Origin of the sequence: Nonomuraea montanisoli, assembly GCF_013363975.1 — a bacterium.
Taxonomy (GTDB): Bacteria; Actinomycetota; Actinomycetes; order Streptosporangiales; family Streptosporangiaceae; genus Nonomuraea; species Nonomuraea montanisoli.
Genome location: NZ_JABWGN010000016.1, coordinates 42,468 through 59,448, shown reverse-complemented (window position 1 = coordinate 59,448; position 16,981 = coordinate 42,468). Strand labels below are relative to the sequence as shown.

General features: G+C 71.4%; 12 protein-coding genes. 6 read left to right on the top strand and 6 right to left on the bottom strand.

Annotated elements, in window-relative coordinates:
* Positions 1 to 126 precede the first annotated feature (126 nt).
* The 3 genes from HTZ77_RS35015 (at position 127) to HTZ77_RS35005 (ending at position 8,159) form a co-directional block, all read left to right on the top strand.
* A complete protein-coding gene (locus HTZ77_RS35015; RefSeq protein ID WP_175594036.1) occupies positions 127 to 6,324 on the top strand; it encodes an RHS repeat domain-containing protein in 6,198 nt (2,065 codons plus the stop codon).
* A gap of 118 nt (positions 6,325 to 6,442) precedes the next feature.
* Positions 6,443 to 7,210: an SDR family NAD(P)-dependent oxidoreductase gene (locus HTZ77_RS35010; protein WP_175594035.1), complete on the top strand. Its 768-nt coding sequence runs from the start codon at positions 6,443 to 6,445 to the stop codon at positions 7,208 to 7,210.
* A 154-nt stretch (positions 7,211 to 7,364) separates the two neighbouring features.
* A complete protein-coding gene (locus HTZ77_RS35005; RefSeq protein ID WP_175594034.1) occupies positions 7,365 to 8,159 on the top strand; it encodes an alpha/beta fold hydrolase in 795 nt (264 codons plus the stop codon).
* On the opposite strand, the gene HTZ77_RS35000 is transcribed toward HTZ77_RS35005, so the two are convergent.
* From HTZ77_RS35000 to mce, 3 genes are all read right to left on the bottom strand, one after another.
* Positions 8,119 to 9,297, bottom strand: coding sequence for an AI-2E family transporter (locus HTZ77_RS35000; protein ID WP_175594033.1), 1,179 nt, complete (start codon positions 9,295 to 9,297; stop codon positions 8,119 to 8,121). The two genes, HTZ77_RS35005 and HTZ77_RS35000, sit on opposite strands and share 41 nt — an antisense overlap.
* Positions 9,298 to 9,431: 134 nt before the next feature.
* Complete coding sequence (locus tag HTZ77_RS34995) at positions 9,432 to 10,724, bottom strand: DivIVA domain-containing protein (RefSeq protein ID WP_175594032.1); 1,293 nt, start codon at positions 10,722 to 10,724, stop codon at positions 9,432 to 9,434.
* A 193-nt stretch (positions 10,725 to 10,917) separates the two neighbouring features.
* Positions 10,918 to 11,340, bottom strand: coding sequence for a methylmalonyl-CoA epimerase (mce, locus tag HTZ77_RS34990; protein ID WP_175594031.1), 423 nt, complete (start codon positions 11,338 to 11,340; stop codon positions 10,918 to 10,920).
* An 84-nt stretch (positions 11,341 to 11,424) separates the two neighbouring features.
* Between mce and HTZ77_RS34985 the strand changes: the two genes are divergently transcribed.
* Positions 11,425 to 12,627: an acetyl-CoA C-acetyltransferase gene (locus tag HTZ77_RS34985; RefSeq protein WP_175594030.1), complete on the top strand. Its 1,203-nt coding sequence runs from the start codon at positions 11,425 to 11,427 to the stop codon at positions 12,625 to 12,627.
* 227 nt (positions 12,628 to 12,854) lie between these two features.
* Here the strand turns inward: HTZ77_RS34985 and HTZ77_RS47815 are convergent, their stop codons facing one another.
* From HTZ77_RS47815 to HTZ77_RS34975, 3 genes are all read right to left on the bottom strand, one after another.
* Entirely contained in the window at positions 12,855 to 12,983 is a 129-nt protein-coding gene (locus tag HTZ77_RS47815) for a hypothetical protein (RefSeq protein WP_268960202.1), read from the bottom strand.
* A 148-nt stretch (positions 12,984 to 13,131) separates the two neighbouring features.
* Positions 13,132 to 13,740 (bottom strand): DUF4230 domain-containing protein, encoded by a 609-nt coding sequence (locus HTZ77_RS34980; protein ID WP_328808948.1) that lies wholly within the window; start codon positions 13,738 to 13,740, stop codon positions 13,132 to 13,134.
* A 116-nt stretch (positions 13,741 to 13,856) separates the two neighbouring features.
* On the bottom strand, positions 13,857 to 15,209 hold the full coding sequence (locus tag HTZ77_RS34975) for a hypothetical protein (RefSeq protein WP_175594028.1): 1,353 nt from the start codon (positions 15,207 to 15,209) through the stop codon (positions 13,857 to 13,859).
* Between the two features lie 230 nt (positions 15,210 to 15,439).
* Between HTZ77_RS34975 and HTZ77_RS34970 the strand changes: the two genes are divergently transcribed.
* Together HTZ77_RS34970 and HTZ77_RS34965 are read left to right on the top strand one after the other, a co-directional pair.
* Positions 15,440 to 15,952, top strand: a complete 513-nt coding sequence (locus HTZ77_RS34970; protein WP_175594027.1) for a MarR family winged helix-turn-helix transcriptional regulator — start codon at positions 15,440 to 15,442, stop codon at positions 15,950 to 15,952.
* A gap of 85 nt (positions 15,953 to 16,037) precedes the next feature.
* Entirely contained in the window at positions 16,038 to 16,973 is a 936-nt protein-coding gene (locus tag HTZ77_RS34965) for a tetratricopeptide repeat protein (RefSeq protein WP_175594026.1), read from the top strand.
* Positions 16,974 to 16,981 lie beyond the last annotated feature (8 nt).

The following is a 16,981-nucleotide window of genomic DNA, read 5'->3' as shown; positions in this document are numbered from 1 at the left end:
ACCTTCCACGACCACCCAGATCTCACCACAAGCCGCCCAATAACCCCCCAACAGATTGGGTGTTTCATGGACACATCGTCCGAGTTAGATCTGTCAGAGTCCTACTGGAATCGTTTTCAGGGCGCGATGCGCGAGTCGGCGTGGCCGCGCCGGCTGGCGGCCGTCCTGGCCGTCGTCGTCCTCGCCCCCCTCGCGCCGGCCCTGCCCGCGAGCGCCGCGCCCCGCTCGGCGCCCTCGGTGCAGAAGGAGAAGCCCGTCTCCGGCAAGCCCGTGCCGGTGCTGCCCGAACTCCCCGACCCGACCGAGAAACAGGCGTGGAAGGCGCCGCCAGGGGTGAGCTGGCCCAAGGCCCAGACCGCCGAGCTGGGCGGCGCCGCCCAGCTCAAGGCCGCCGACGCGGCCTTCCCGGTACGGCTGGCCGCGCCCGAGGGCGGTGACGCCAAGACCGCCAAGGCGGCCGAGGCCGGCCCCGTCCGCGTCGAGCTCCTCGATCCCGCGCAGGTGCAGCGCGCCGGCCTGCTCGGCGTCGCCCTGCGGGTCTCGCCCGGGCAGGGCGTGGCGGCCAAGACCGGCAGGACCCGGCTCCAGATCGACTACTCGGGCTTCCGTTACGCGTCCGGCGGCGACTACGCCTCCCGCCTGCGGGTGGTGAAGCTGCCGGACTGCGTGCTCACCGCGGCGACCGGGGCCTGCCCCCTGCCCGAGCCCGTGCCGACCAAGAACGACACCAAGGCCGGCACGCTCACCGCCGACTTCGACACGCCCGCCCTGTACGCGGTGACGGCGGCGGCGTCGGGCCCGGCGGGCGACCACGCCTCCACCTCGCTCGCCCCCTCGGCGAGCTGGAGCGTCGGCGCCCAGTCCGGTGACTTCAACTGGGACTACGACCTGCGCTCACCGCCGGCGCTCGGCGGCGACGAGCCGGAGCTGTCGGTCGACTACTCCTCGCAGAGCGTGGACGGCCGCACCGCCTCCACCAACAACCAGCCGTCCTGGGTCGGCGAGGGCTTCGAGCTGAACCCCAGCGGCTACGTCGAGCGCCGCTACAAGTCGTGCATGATCGACGGCAAGAAGACCGGCGACCTGTGCTGGGACGGCGAGAACGTCACCCTGTCGCTCGGCAACTCGGCCGTCGAGCTGGTCAAGGACGCCACGAGCAAGCAGTGGCGGCCCAAGCGCGACGACGGCACCCGCATCGAGTACCTCACCGGGGCGACCAACGGCGACAACAACGGCGAGTACTGGCGGGTCACCGCCGCCGACGGCACCCAGTACACCTTCGGCCTGAACCGCCTGCCCGGCTGGGTCACCGGCAAACCGGAGACCAAGTCGGTGCAGACGGTGCCGGTGTTCGGCAACAACAGCGGGGAGCCCTGCTACAACAGCACCCCGGCCAACGCCTGGTGCCAGCAGGCGTACCGGTGGAACCTCGACTACGCGGTGGACACCCACGGCAACGCCACCACCTACTGGTACGCGCAGGAGAAGAACTACTACGGCCGGAACATGAAGCCCGAGCAGGGCACCGTGTACGACCGCGCCGGCTACCTCACCCGCATCGACTACGGCTACCTGCAGAACGAGCTGTTCACCAAGGCGCCGGCGGCCCGTGTCGTGTTCGAGACGGCCGAGCGATGCCTGCCCAGCGGCACGATCACCTGCGCCGCCGACCAGCTCAAGAAGGAGACCGCCGCCTCCTGGCCGGACGTCCCGTTCGACCAGATCTGTGACGCGGGCGTGAAGTGCACCGACCGCCTGGCGCCGACGTTCTTCACCCGCAAGCGCCTGGCGAAGGTGACCACGCAGATCCTCAACGCCACGGGCGGGTACAACCCGGTCGACTCCTGGACGCTGACGCACCAGTTCCCCGCCTCGGGCGACGGCATGAGCCCGGCGCTGTGGCTGGCGTCGATCCAGCAGACCGGTCACGTGGGCGGCACGATCACGCTGCCCAAGATCACGTTCACCGGTGTCCAGCTCGCCAACCGGGTGGACGCCAACGAGGGGCGCGCCCCGCTGGTCAAGTGGCGCGTGCAGGCCGTCAACAACGAGTCGGGCGGCGAGCTGCGCGTCAACTACTCGGCCGCCGACTGCAAGCCCGGCGACGTGCCCGCGGCCGACAAGAACACCAGGCGCTGCTTCCCGCAGCGCTGGGCGCCGCCGAACGAGTCCGAGGTCACCGACTGGTTCCACAAGTACCTGGTCACGCAGACCATCGAGGTGGACCGCGTCGGCGGCGCGCCGAACGTCATCACCGACTACGAGTACCTCGACGGCGCCGCCTGGCGCTTCGCCGACAACGTCCTCGTCAAGCCGGAGCACCGCACGTGGTCCGACTACCGGGGGTTCGGCCGGGTGCGGGTGCGCCAGGGCGACGGGCAGGACGCCAAGCGCACGCTGACGGAGTTCCGGTACTTCCGCGGCATGCACGGTGACAAGCTGGCCGACGGCTCCAAGCGCAGCGCGCAGGTCACCGACTCCGAGGGCGTCAAGCTCGACGACCTCGACCAGCTCGCCGGCTTCGAGCGCGAGGAGATCCTCTACGACGGCGACGGCGGGGCCATCCTGACCGCCACGCTGGAGGAGCCCTGGTCGGTCAAGACCGCCGAGTCCACGCAGGGCGGCGTCACCAAGGCCGCGTACGTGGTCGAGCCCAAGTCCATGGTCACCCGCACCGCGCTGGACGGGGGCAAGTGGCGGCGTACCGGCGAGGAGCGCGCGTACGACACCAAGGGCCTGCTCACCCAGGTGGAGGAGCAGGGCGACCTGGCCAGCACGGACGACGACCTGTGCACCCGCTACACCTACGCCCGCAACGACGCGGCCTGGATGCTCGACTACACGAGCCGGATCCAGAAGGTCGCCGCGGGCTGCGGCACCGCCGTGTCGAAGCTGGCCGGCGACGAGATCATCTCCGACGAGAAGGTCCAGTACGACAACAAGGCCTACGGTCAGGCGCCGAGCAAGGGCGACGTGACCACGGTCGAGCACACCGTCTCCGGTGACGGCGCGACGATCGTGGAGAGCACCCACACCTACGACGCCTACGGCCGCGAGACCAGCGAGACCGACGCGGTCGGCACCAAGTCCACCACCACCTACTCGCCGGCGGCGGGCGCGCCCCCGACCGAGATCAAGGAGGTCAACCAGCTCGGCCACGTCGAGCGCACCCTGCTCGAACCGGCCTGGGGAGAGCCGTACGCCGAGATCGACACGAACAACCGGCGCACCGACCTGGAGTACGACGCGCTCGGCCGCCTGGTCAAGGTGTGGCAGCCGGACCGGAGCAAGGCGGCCGGACAGTCGCCCAGCACCGAGTACTCCTACACCATGCGCACCGACGGGCCCAGCTTCGTCACCACGAAGACGCTGAACGCGGACGGCACCTACAGCGCCAGCCACGAGCTGTACGACGGCCTGATGCGCAAGCGCCAGACCCAGGAACCCGCGCCGCGCGACGACCAGACGCAGGACCCGGCGCTGCGTGACGGGCGCACGATCACCGACACCGTCTACAACTCGCTCGGCGAGGCGGCCAAGACCAACACCGGCTACTTCGCCACCGGCGCGCCCGCCACCGACCTGCTGGCCGTGGCCGACACCGACGTGCCCAACCAGGTCGTGACGACCTTCGACGGCACCGGCGACGCCAACGCCCAGATCCTCAGGACGAAGGGCCAGGAGAAGTACCGGGTCACCACCACGCAGCAGGGCGACCGGATCCACGTGACGCCGCCGCCCGGAGGCACCGCCACGACCCGCATCGGCGACGCCGACGGCCGGCTCATCGAGCTGCGCCAGTACAAGGGCGCCACCCCGACGGGCGAGTACGAGGCCACCAAGTACGCCTACGACCACGCCGGACGCCTCTCCACGGTGACCGACTCGGCGGGCAACGTGTGGCGCCACCACTACGACCTGCGCGGCCGTGAGATCAAGTCGGAGGACCCCGACAAGGGCGTCACGACGATGACGTACAACGACGCCGACGAGCTGGTCAGCACCACCGACTCGCGCGGCAAGACGTTGTACTACGTCTACGACGTGCTGGGCCGCAGGAAGGAGCTGCGCGAGGGCTCCGAGACCGGCGCGCTGCTCGCCGAGTGGCAGTACGACGCGCTGGCCAAGGGGCACCTGAACGCCAGCATCCGCTACGCGGGCGGGCAGGCGTACAAGACCGAGATCAACGCCATCGACTCCGACTACCGCCCGCTGCGCGAGACCGTCACCGTCCCCGAGCGGGAGGGCAAGCTGGCGGGCTCGTACGTGCTCAACACCCGCTACACGATCGACGACCAGGTCCAGTCGGTCAGCTTCCCGGCGGCCGGCGGGCTCGCCGAGGAGTCGGTCGTCTACACCTACGACGAGCTCAGCCAGCCGGTCAAGGTCACCGGCCTGTCGGCGTACGTGAGCGCGACCCGCTACTCCAAGCTGGGCGAGATCCTGCAGTACGAGCTGGGGTCGGGCAGCAAGCGGACCTGGCTGACCTACACCCACGACGAGGGCACGCGCCGGCTGTCGCGGATGAAGGTGGACAGGGAGGGCGCCGCGGCGACCGACCTGGACCTCAACTACACCTACGACGCGATCGGCAACATCACCAAGATCGCCGACAAGGGCGCGAGCGGCCCGGACACGCAGTGCTTCACCTACGACCACCTGCGCCGGATGACCTCGGCGTGGACCGCCACCGACGACTGCGCCGCCGGCAGCCCGCAGTCGGACAAGATCGGCGGCGTGGCCCCGTACGCGGTCAGCTACGCCTACGACTCCACCGGCAACCGCGTCAAGGAGACCAAGCACGCCTGGGGCGGCGCCGGTGAGAGCACGCGCGACTACACCTACCCGGCCGCCGGCGGCAAGCAGCCGCACGCGCTGCAGACCGTCGGGTCGGACCTGTTCGAGTACGACGCGGCCGGCAACACCACCAGGCGCAAGGTCGGCAACTCCGACCAGAGCCTCGTCTGGGACGCCGAGGGCAACCTGGAGTCGGTGACGGAGGCGGGCAAGACGACGTCCTTCGTCTACAGCGCGGACGGCGACCGGCTGATCCGCAAGACGTCGACCGACGCCACGCTCTTCGTCGACGACATGGAGCTGCGCTTCGACTTCGCCAAGGACGCCGTCGAGCAGACCCGCTACTACACCATCGGCGGCGAGCCCATCGCGGTGCGCACGCCGGACAACCAGGTCTACTTCCTGGCCAACGACCACCAGGGCACCTCGCAGGCGGCGGTGAACGCCACCACCGGTGAGCTGGCGGTACGCCGGACGACGCCGTTCGGCGAGAACCGGGGATCGCCGCCGGCGTTCTGGCCGGGGCAGCGCGGGTTCGTGGGCGGCACGCAGGACGCCACCACCGGGCTCGTCCACCTCGGCGCCCGCGAGTACGACCCCAAGCTCGGGCGCTTCCTGTCGGTCGACCCCGTCATGGAGGAGCAGAACCCGCAGCAGCTCAACGCCTACGCCTACGCCAACAACAGCCCCGTCACCATGAGCGACCCCGACGGTCAGCTCTTCTGGTTCGTCGCGGCCATCGTGGTGCGGGTCGCGGCGCAGGTCATCGCCAGGAGGCTGGCGATGGCCGCCGCCAGGCGAGCCGCCATCGCGGCGGCGCGTGCGGCGGCCAGGCGGGCCGCTCTCGCGGCGGCGCGGCGCCGGGCGCTGGCGGAGGCCAAGCGGAAGGCCGCGGCGGAAGCCAAGAAGCGGATCGCGGAGGAGGCCAAGAAGAGGGCCGCGGCCCAGGCCAGGAAGAAGCTTCAGGAGCGGGCCAGGAAGAACGCGCTGGAGAGGGCCAGGAAGGCGGAGACGGCACGGGCCAAGCGGCGGGCCGCGGCCCAGGCGAGAAGAGAGGCGAAGAGGAAGGAAGCCGATCAGGCGGCGAAGCGGCGGGCGTCGGCGGCGGCCAGGACGCGCAACCGGCGGGCCGGCAAGCTCCCGAGCGGGGTCCAGCGGGCGCGGCAGCGGCCGGCGCAGCGGCCGACCAGCCACCGGGCGACGCAGCGGCAGTCCCCGCCGAGGGACAGCCGGCAGCCGATGCAGCCACGGCCGAGCCAGATCTACCGCAACGACGGCTCGACCCAGCCGACCCAGTCCTACACCGTCTACCGCGACGGCCGGACGTACCCGGACGGGCCACCGCCGGCGGCCAGGCCCGGCGGCTCGGGGCAGGGCGAGCGGCAGATCTTCAGGCCGGAGAAGGTCGAGCCGGAGAACACCAGGACGGGCACGGTCGCCGAGACCGGCTTCAAGATGGCCCAGTACATGGACAAGAGCGGGTTGGCCGACGCTCTCGACATCATCATCTGGGGGCTGGGCGGCTAGCGGACTGACCCTTGGGTGAACGAACACCGGCGCGGGACCCTTCGCGGGGCCCGCGCCGGTGGCGTTCCGGGGTGGCATGTCCCTAGAATCATGTTCGGTAATGACTTGAGGAGGCAACGTGGGCGCGTTCGATCTCAGCGGGAAGCAGGCTCTGGTCACCGGGGCGTCGAAGGGGATCGGGCGGGCCGTCGCGCTCGCCTACGCCGAGGCGGGGGCCGACGTGGCGCTCGTGTCCCGCTCGGCCGACTCCCTGGGCGAGGTCGCCAAGGAGGTCGAGGCGCGCGGCCGCCGGGCCCTGGTGATCCCGGCCGACCTCACCGACCGCGACGCCGCCGCCGACGCCGTCCGGCAGGCCGTCGAGGGCCTCGGGCACGTCGACATCGTCGTCAACAACGCGGGCGGCTCGAACTTCATGGTGGAGTTCAAGGACCTGCGGCTGTCGGGCTGGGACAAGCTCATGCGGCTCAACCTCGACTCGGCCATGGTCGTGTGCCACGCGATCGCGCCGCACCTGCTCGAACGGGGCAGCGGCTCGGTGATCAACGTCGCGTCGGTGGCGGCGCTGGGAGCGCCCTTCCTCGCCGGGTACGCGGCGGCGAAGGCCGGCCTGGTGGCGCTCACCAGAACCCTCGCGGTCGAGTGGGCGCAGTCGGGCGTCCGGGTCAACGCGCTGTGCCCGGGCTGGACGGCCACGGAGCTCAACCGCAACCTGTGGGAGGACGAGACGGCGAGCCGCGCCACGGTCGCGGGCGTCCCGATGCGCCGCTGGGGCACGCCGGAGGAGATGGCGCAGCCGGCGGTGTTCCTGGCGGGCGACGCGTCGGCGTACGTGACGGGCCAGGTTCTCTTCGTGGACGGCGGCGCCACGGCCATCGGCCTGAGCTGACCCCGCGCGGCGGGTTCCCGGCCGGAACGCGGGAGCGGCGGCAAGGCGTGGGGAAGATGGGGCGAGAAAAGCGGACGCCCATATCTGGGTATATCGGTATCTGACGTATATGACGTGAAGTGATTGTCTCAGGGAACCGGTCTACCGTGTGATCGTGCAGCTCTACACGAGATCAGCGGGAAGCGGCCTGCCGGTCGTACTGCTCCACGCCTTCCCCCTCTCCTCGGCCATGTGGCTGGCGCAACGGGAGGGGCTGGCCACCACGTGCCGCGTCATCACCCCCGACCTGCGTGGCTTCGGCGGGTCGCGGCTGGGCGAGGACGAGCCGTCCGTCGACGTGATGGCCGACGACGTGGCCGCCGTGCTCGACCGGGAGGGGATCGAGCGCGCGGTGATCGGCGGCCTGTCGATGGGCGGCTACGTGACGATGGCCTTCTGCCGCCGTCACCCCGACCGCGTCCTCGGCGTCATCCTGGCCGACACCAAGGCGGCCCCCGACCCGCAGCAGGCCCGCGACAACCGCGAGCGCATCGCCCGCGCGGTGCTGTCCGGCGACACCGGCGTGCTCGTCACCGACGTGCTGCCCGGCCTCCTCGGGCAGACCACCAAGGAGCGCCGGGCCATGGTCGTGGGCCGGGTCAAGGGGCTCGTCCAGTCGGCGCCGCCGGGGGCGGTGGCCTGGGCGCAGCGCGCCATGGCGGCCCGCCCCGACTCCGCCGACACCCTGACCGCCCTCAAGGCGCCGCTGCTCGTCGTCGTGGGCGAGGAGGACCAGCTCGCGCCGCCCGCCGAGGCCGAGGCCATGGCGCGGGCCGTACCGGGGGGACGGCTGGAGGTCATCCCGAAGGCCGGTCACCTGAGCGCGGTCGAGCAGCCGGAGGCGTTCAACGCGGCGGTCGCGGAGTTCCTCAGGACCGAGCTTGGCGAGGCAGCACGATCTCCCGGATGATCAGCGAGATGGCGGCGGCGACCGGGATGGCCAGCAGCGCGCCGACGATCCCGAGCAGCGCGCCGCCGACCAGCGCCGCGATCACCGTCACCGCGGGCGTCACGTCCACCGATCGCTTCATCACCCTCGGGTAGATGAGGTAGTTCTCGACCTGCTGGTACACGAGGAAGAACACGGCGCACGCGATGCCCAGGGGCAGCGACTGCAGCAGCGCCACCCCGGTGACCAGCACGGCGCCGATGGTGGCGCCGACCAGCGGGATCAGGTCCGTCAGCGCCACCACCAGCGCCAGCGCCAGCGCGTACCGCACGCCCAGCACCGACAGGAAGATCCACGCCACCACGCCCGCGATGACCGAGATGAGCACGTTGCCGGCGACGTAGCCGCCGATGCCGTCCAGGATCTGCTCCGACAGCGCCGCCGTGCGCTCCCGCCGCGAGGCCGGCACCAGCCTGAGCAGGTACGCCTTGATCGTGTGCAGCGAGCCGAGGAAGTACAGCATGAGCACGAGCAGCGTCACCGTGGTGAACAGACTGTCGAGCACGACGAGCCCGGCCCCGAGGACACCGCTGGCCAGCGACGGCGCGAGCGTGCCGGTGACGAACCCGGCCAGCTTCGGCAGGATCTGGTAGTCGGCGTCGAGGCTGCGCAGGGTGGGGTGGTTGCTCAGCTCCTTGACGTAGCCGGGCACGGCCGCGACGAACTCGGTCAGCTCCTGGCTGACCGGCGGCACGATGGCCAGCCCGAACAGCACGAAGCACACGATGACGCCGGCGAACACGGTCGAGATCGCCCCGCGCCGGGCCAGGCCGGCCCGCTGCAACGCCTCGACCGCCGGGTTCAGCCCCACGGCCAGGAACATCGCCACCACGACGAGGATGATCACGCTCAGGGAGGCGACGACCATCTGCGCGATGGCGATCGCCGTCAGCACGCCGAGCCCGCCGACCAGCCCGAACAGGAACGGACCACGCCCGAACGGCCGCCCCGGCAGCCCGTGCGCCGCCGTCCCCGCCCTTCCGTGACGAACGTCCGACGAGGGGTCCTCCGGCGTCGCGCCCGGCGGGGCCTCAGCAGCGGACGAGGGGGCGTCGGGGGAATCCTGACGAGGGGTGTCGCGGGTGACGTCGGCGGACAAGCGGGGCTCCTGGAGATCGGGGGCGGACCAGGCGCCGGCGCCGCGTAGGGGGCCCGGCAACAGAAAGAGAGCCTAGCGACCTCATGGTCGCCAGGCTCTCCGTGCCGTCATTCAGCCCCCGTGCGAGCGGTCGGCTACTCCTGCCACCACTCCGCGTCGTCCTCGGACTTGGCCTCCGGCTTGGCGGCCGGGGCCGGCGTCAGCGGCTTCTCGGCGGCCGGGGCCGGGGCCGGGATCGCCGGCTTCGGCGGGGCGGCCGTGACCGCGGGCTCGGGGTCCATGCCCGGCAGGGCGGCGCCGCCCAGCAGCTGGCGCAGCTGCGCCAGGTGGCTGGTGATGCTGTCGCGCTGGCGGGTGAGCTCGTCGACCTGGCGCTGCATGGCGGTGCGGGTGCGCTCGGCCTCGGTCTTCGCCTCGGTGACGATGGTCTCGGCGCTGGTCTTGGCCTCGGCCACGATCTGGTCGGCGTTCTTGCGCGAGTTGGCGACGAGCTGCTTGGCGTGCAGGTCGGCCTCGCGGCGGGTCTGCTCGGCCTGCTGGGTGGCCTTGGTGGCGCGGGACTCGGCCGTCGCGGCGCGCTGCTCGGCCTCGGCGACCAGCTTCTGGGTCGCGGCCTGCGCGGTGGCGTGGCGCTCCGCCTCCTGGCGCTCCGCCTCCTCGCGCCGGGACGCCAGCTGGATCTCGAACTCCGCCTCGTCCTGGGCCCGCTTGGCCTCGGACTCCTCCAGGACCCGCTGCGCCTGCGCCCGCATCTCGTCGGCCTGCCGCTTGGCGGTGGTCAGCACCTCGTCGCGCTCACGCTTGGTGGAGGCCCGAAGCTGGGCCACCTCACGCTCGGTGGTGGTGCGCAGCTTGGCGATCTCGCGCTCGGCGTCGGCCCGCTTCTCGGCGACCTCGTGGTCGGCGGTGGCCCGCAGCTTGGCGACCTCGCGCTCGGTGGTGCTGGTCAGCTCGTCGGCCTCGCGGCGCGCGGTCGAGCGGATGTCCTCGGCGTCCCGCTCCGCGGTGGTGCGCATCTCGTCGCTCTCGCGGGTGGCCTGCGCGCGCTTCTCGGCGGCCTCGGCCTCGGCGGCGGCCCGCATGTCCGCCGCCTCCACCTTGGCGGCGGCCTTGATCTCGTTAGCCTCGGATCTCGCTGCCTGGACCAGCTCGGTGGCCTGCTCCTCGGCCAGCCGGAGCAACTGCTCGATGCGGGCGCCGAGACCGGAGTAGGTAGGGCGCTCCTGCTCCTGGAGCTGGCGCTGGGAGTCGGACAGATCGCGCTGAAGGGCGACGGCCTGCTCGCGGGCCTGGCGCAGCTCGCCGTCGAGCTGCTTCAGATGATCGTGAACCTGGTGGCGGTCATAGCCACGGAGGACCACGTCGAACTCGCGTGCGGGGGCGTCCTCGAAGAAGTTGTTGAGCTGGGCGTCGATGTCGGACTGCATGGAGGCTCGATCCTGGGTTGTCGAGACGGCTACACGGGCCGGACGGGGGGTTCGGGGGCAGCCGAGCCGGGAGCCTGTGCCTCTCGGCAGGCTCCATGTCCGGTGGAAGGCCAGAGTACTCCGCCGGTGCCGAGTCTGAAGCCCCGTCCAAGTTTCTGCGCGACTAGTTACCTATGAACGATTCTTGCGTTTGTTACGACCTGGTCGCCTGGACCAGCTCCGTCAGCATTCCTCCCACGTCCTTCGGATGCAGAAACGCGATCTGCGAGCCCATCGACCCATGCCGCGGGCGCTCGTCCAGGACACGTACGCCTTTTCCGCCGATCCTATCGATCGCCTCAGCGACATCAGCAACCCCGAACGCCACATGGTGCACACCCTCGCCCCGCTTGGCGAGGAACTTGCCGACCGGGGAGTCGGGGGACAGCGGTTCGAGCAACTGGATGTAGGAGCCGCCGCCCTCGCCGTCGGCGATGTGGAGCATCGCCTCCTTGACGCCCTGCTCCTCGTTGACCTCCCGCGCGACCACGGTCAGCTCGAACGTCTCCGAGAAGAACGCGATCTTCTCCTCCAGGTCGTGACAGGCGATCCCGATGTGGTCGATCCGCATGAACATGTGTGGTCAGCCTCCATAGCCGTCGAGCCTCTACCCGTGGGTATGGTGTCAAAGAACCCCTCGCCCGCACAGGAGGCCACCGCCATGTCTGGTTCCGTCATCGTCGCCGGAGCGCGCACCCCGATCGGCAGGCTGCTGGGGGCGCTGTCCGGGCTTCCCGCCGTGGAGCTGGGCGGCATCGCCATCAAGGCGGCGCTGGAGCGGGCCGGCGTGGCGCCCGAGGCCGTCGAGTACGTGATCATGGGCCAGGTGCTCCAGGCGGGCGCGGGCCAGATCCCCTCCCGCCAGGCAGCCGTCAAGGCCGGCATCCCCATGACCGTCCCGTCGATCACCATCAACAAGGTCTGCCTGTCCGGCCTCGACGCGATCGCGCTGGCCGACCAGCTCATCCGCGCGGGCGAGTTCGACATCGTCGTGGCGGGCGGCATGGAGTCGATGAGCAACGCGCCGCACCTGCTGCCGGACCTGCGCAAGGGCGTCAAGTACGGCGGCGCCGGGATCGTCGACTCGATGGCCCACGACGGCCTGTTCTGCGCGTTCGACCAGTGCGCGATGGGCGAGTCGACCGAGCGGCACAACGCCCGCCTCGGCATCGGCCGCCAGGAGCAGGACGCCCTGTCGGCCCGCTCCCACCAGCTCGCCGCCGCGGCCGTCAAGAACGGCGTCTTCGAGGACGAGATCGTGCCGGTGGAGGTGCCGCAGCGGCGCGGCGAGCCGCTGGTGGTCAAGGACGACGAGGGCGTGCGCGGCGACACCACGGCGGAGACGCTGGCCAAGCTGCGCCCGGCCTTCGCGGCCGACGGCACGATCACGGCCGGCTCGTCCTCGCAGATCTCCGACGGCGCGTGCGCGGTGGTCGTCATGTCCCGCGCCAAGGCCGAGGAGCTGGGCCTGCCGTGGCTGGCGGAGATCGGCCGTCACGGCAACGTGGCCGGGCCGGACGCCTCGCTCCAGTCGCAGCCGGCCAACGCCATCAAGCAGGCCCTGGGCAAGCAGAACCTCACGGCCGACGACCTCGACCTGGTCGAGATCAACGAGGCGTTCGCCAGCGTGGTCCACCAGTCGGCCAAGGAGCTGGGCCTGCCGCTGGACAAGGTCAACGTCAACGGGGGCGGCATCGCGCTCGGCCACCCGATCGGCGCCTCGGGCGCGCGCATCGTGCTCACGCTCGCCCACGAGCTGCGCCGCCGCGGCGGCGGCCTGGGCGCCGCGGGCCTGTGCGGCGGAGGCGGCCAGGGCGACGCCCTGATCATCAGGGTCCCGAGCCAGAACGAGATCCAAGGATAGGGACCAGGCTCTCTCCGGCATTCGCCGGACGGCATGGTCAGGGCCTTCAGGGAAGGCATGGTCACGCTTTTGACGGAAGGCACGGCCAAGAGGGCGCCGTGGCGGCGGCCCGCCACCATCCGGTCAGAGGCCGTCTCCCTGGAGGCCCTCAGCCCCGTGCGGCGACTGGGGCCGGCTTGGCCGTGCCGTAACGAAAGAGCAAGAACCCGCCGTGCCGTAACGAAGAATCACGAGAAGAGCTTGGCGACGAACGACCGGCGGCCGGACGCTTCGCGGGCCAGGCGGTGGCGGGCGGCGGCGCGGCGCAGCTCCTCCGCGCGGTTCCGCATGACGAGGTACTCGAGTTCGGCGTGCATCCGAATCGCTCCAGACTCTTGAGGTGCTTGGTTCCTGCACTCTCAAGATTCGTCCTAAGACCCGCCCCGCCACATCGGACGTATGCCCTAAACATCGACGCTCCGAGTGCCTGCGAGGTACCTAGGTGATGCCTACGACGTACCTAGGTCACGGCTCGTCGCTGAACTTCACCACGACCTTCGTGAAGCCGAGCGACTTCAGCAGCCCCTCCAGCATGGCCTTGGTGTTGGCGTCGGCCCGCGCCCGCAGGTCGCTGGCGGCCGCCGCCTCGGCGATCTTCTTCTCGGCCAGCACGTACACCTCCCTCTGGTCCCCCGGCGAGGACGACAGGAAGTCCTGCACCCGGTCGAGCAGCCCGCGCTGCTGGGCGAAGACGTACGAGCGGCTGTTGTCCAGGTTGGGCTTCTCCAACTGGGCGCGCGGCAGCCGGACCGTCACCTGGGTGCGGTCCGGCGACACGGTCACGGCGTTCGCCCCCAGGCCCGAGAAGTCCACGTACGCGTCCACGCCGCCCGCGCCGACGAACAGCGTGCGGGTGCCCTTGACCGCGTCGGGCAGGAAGTTGGCGTCCTTCTCCAGGTCGACGACGACCTGGAAGCTCCCGGTCGCCGCCTCGAAGCGGCTGAGGTCCTTGATGGACTGGAGGAGGACCGGCTGGCTGCGGTCGATCGTCCGCTCGCCGGTCGGGTCCAGCCACGTCCACGCCAGCCGGCCGCCGACCACGAGCAGGGCCACGAGCACCAGCAGTCCGGCCACGTATCGCCACCTGCGGCGCCGCCCTGGTGAGACCGCGGCGGGCGCCGTACGGGATGTCGTCATACGGTGTTGACTACCCGGACGTCGATCACCATTGCCAGCCGTTTGGTGACAATCTATGGTCTCCAGTCGGTCACGGCCGCGTCGCCCGCGTCCGGATAGACCGGATACACCTGCTGGGGCGAGCCCGCGGTGGCGGTCACCCGGGCCGCGCCCGCGCGGCGCCGCCCGCTCTCGCCCGGCCCTCCGCCGAAGTGGGTGCTCGACAGCCGGCACGACTGGAAGTCGCTGAAGAACATGCGCAGCCACTCGCGCCGCTGGTGCTCGCTCAGCCCGGAGAACCACGCCGCCGCGTACTCGTGCTCCGGCAGCGGCCCGCCGGGTAGCGGCTCGCCCCGCAGCCACGCCATCACGATCTCCCGGTAGCCGTCGGCCGCGGTGCCGGGGCACTTGGCCGCCAGCGACTCGACGTACTCGTACGACGCCTCGTCGGCGAACCCCGCCGACAGGTCGCGCACGTGGATGGGCGCGAGGCCGGGTGTCGGCCGCAGCTCGTCCTCCAGCGGCCGCTGCTCCACCCGCGTGAAGGCCGCCGGGGTGCCCGCCAGCCGGGAGGCGATCTTGGTGAAGGCCGTCCCCAGCTCGGTCAGGCCGGCCCGCATGGCCGGGTGGAGGCAGACGGTGATGGGCCACTCCTGGCAGGAGTAGGCGATGTCCTGCGCGGCGGCCGGCTTGGGCGCGGCCAGCAGCCGCGCCACCCCCGTGCCGGCCGCGAGCACCGCCAGCAGCGCGCACGCCAGCACCACCGCCTGCCGGGTCACCAGCGCGGCCCAGCCGAGCAGCAGCGCCGTCGTGATGCCGAGCAGCCAGATCGTCTGGTCGAGGAACGCCGCGCCGCTCAGCCCCTGGAACAGGTCGTACGGCCGGCCGGCGCCCGGCGCGAGCCGGTCGGCCCAGCCCCCGCCGTCGGCGAGCCGGCTGAACAGCAGGTAGCAGCCCAGCCCCGCCAGCGGCGGCGTGATCGCGAAAGGCGCGAACCAGCCCGCGACCCACCCGATCACCGAGTACAGCGCCAGTCCGGCCATGCCCACGCCCAGCCCGGGCAGGCTGATCGGCCCGGCCTGCTCGGTGAGGACCGTCTTGACGGCCAGCACCAGCACGGTCGCGGCGAACGACCCGAGCACCACCACCACGATGGCCAGCGGCGCCTTGAGCGCCCGCCACGCGCCGATCGCGCGGCCGCGCAGCGATTTGCGCTTGCGCAGCGCCACCCACGCGGCGAACCCCGCCGCCACGGGCCCGGTCAGCCGCAGCGAGCCGATGACCGCGGCCACGATGTTCTCCCACGCGTCGACGCCGGGAATCAGGACGCTCCAGGCCGCGGCCAGGCCGAGCGCCATGAGCACGGCCACGGTGACCGCCGCGCTCTGTTTCAACTCCTCGCGTGTGACGCCCGCGTGCTCACGCACGCGATCTCCCCTTGACGTTCATCAAGCACCCCCCGTGCCCCGTCGGTGAACGCGGACGTCAGCAGTCCGGCAGGTCCCCACCGCCGATGGACTTGGGGTCCGCGTCACCGTTTGATGCGAGAACCATAACGGAGCGTGATGATTGACGTCCGGATTCTTGGCCAAGCGGTGAAGTCGATAGCTCAGAGTAATCAGGCGAAAGGGGACGAGCGGCGCGCTACCGTAGCGCTGTGTCGCAGCCGAAGCCGCTCAACCTGCCGTTCGATCCCATCGAACGCGCCGCGCAGACCTGGCGTGTTCACTTCGGGCCCTCATCCGCCATGGCCGCCGTCACCTCGATCATGAGAGCGCATCAGATCCTCCTGTCCCAGCTTGACTCGCTCCTGAAGCCGTACGACCTGACCTTCGCGAGGTACGAGGCACTGGTGCTGCTGACCTTCAGCAGGACGGGCGCGCTCCCGCTGTGGAAGATCGGCGAGCGGCTGATGGTGCACCCCACCAGCGTCACGAACACCGTGGACCGGCTGGAGAGATCCGGGCTGGTCAGCCGGATGCGCAACCCCAAGGACGGCCGCGGCGTGCTGGCGGAGATCACCGACGAGGGGCGCGACGTCGTGCGCCGCGCCACGGCCGACCTGATGGCGGCCGACTTCGGCCTGGCGATGTACGGGGAGGAGGAGCTGCACACGATGTTCGACCAGCTCCGGACGCTGAGGGTGGCGGCGGGCGACTTCGGGGAGTGAGCCGGGAGCTCCAGTGATTCGGCCCACGGCGGAGCGCGGCCCTCGCTGGCGTACCCGCGCCGTGGCATGCGGCAAGATGAGGAGCATGGCGGACTTCTCTCGGCCCGGGTCGCTCTACGGAGCGGTGGACCTGGGCGCGCGCAAGCAGGCTCTTGAGGCCCAGTCCCGGCGTGAGGCGGCGGGCCCGCAGGCGGCGTCCTCGGCCTCGATCGTCGACGTGACCGAGGAGACCTTCACGACCGACGTCATCGACCGCTCGATGACCGTGCCCGTCGTGCTCGACCTGTGGTCGCCGCGGGCTCCCGGCAGCGCCCAGCTCAGCCCCGTGCTGGAGAAGGTGGTCGGGTCGCTGGGCGGCCGGGTCGTCCTGGCCAAGGTCAACGTGGACGCCAGCCCGCAGATCGCCCAGGCGCTGCGCGTGCAGGCGGTGCCGACCGTGCTCGCCATCTTCCAGGGGCAGGCGGTCACCGGCTTCCAGCAGGTGCTGCCCGAGCAGGAGGTGCGCCGCTGGCTCGACGAGCTGATGGGCGCGGTCGAGCAGTTCTACCAGGCCAACCCCGACGCCAGGCCGCCCGCGGCCGGTGAGGGGCCGGAGCCCGAGGCGCCGCCGGCCGACCCCGACCTGATGGCGGCCGAGCAGGCCATCGACCAGGGCGACCTCGACGCGGCCGAGGCCGCCTACGAGCGGCTGCTGGCCCGCGTGCCCGCCGACGAGGACGCCAAGATGGGCCTGGCGGGCGTGCGGCTGATCAAGCGCACCGCCGACGCCGACCCGGCCGACGTGCAGCGGCGCCTGGCCGACCCGGCCGACATCGACGCCCACCTGCTCGCCGCCGACCTGGAGATGCTGTCGGGCTCGGTGGACGAGGCGTTCGCGCGGGTCGTCGCGGTGGTCAAGCGCACCTCCGGCGACGAGCGCGACAAGGCGCGGCGTCATCTGCTGGGCCTGTTCGAGACGCTCCCGGCCGAGGACCCTTCCCTGGCCAAAGCGCGTAGGGCCCTGGCCAGCGCGCTGTTCTAACCTGGGGG

Bases quoted from the DNA above. Each gene is read 5' to 3' on its own strand.
- HTZ77_RS35015 (WP_175594036.1), top strand. From the start codon at position 127: ATGCGCGAGTCGGCGTGGCCGCGCCGGCTGGCGGCCGTCCTGGCCGTC.
- HTZ77_RS34995 (WP_175594032.1), bottom strand. From the start codon at position 10,724: ATGCAGTCCGACATCGACGCCCAGCTCAACAACTTCTTCGAGGACGCC.
- mce (WP_175594031.1), bottom strand. From the start codon at position 11,340: ATGTTCATGCGGATCGACCACATCGGGATCGCCTGTCACGACCTGGAG.
- HTZ77_RS34985 (WP_175594030.1), top strand. From the start codon at position 11,425: ATGTCTGGTTCCGTCATCGTCGCCGGAGCGCGCACCCCGATCGGCAGG.
- HTZ77_RS47815 (WP_268960202.1), bottom strand. From the start codon at position 12,983: ATGCACGCCGAACTCGAGTACCTCGTCATGCGGAACCGCGCGGAGGAG.
- HTZ77_RS34965 (WP_175594026.1), top strand. From the start codon at position 16,038: ATGGCGGACTTCTCTCGGCCCGGGTCGCTCTACGGAGCGGTGGACCTG.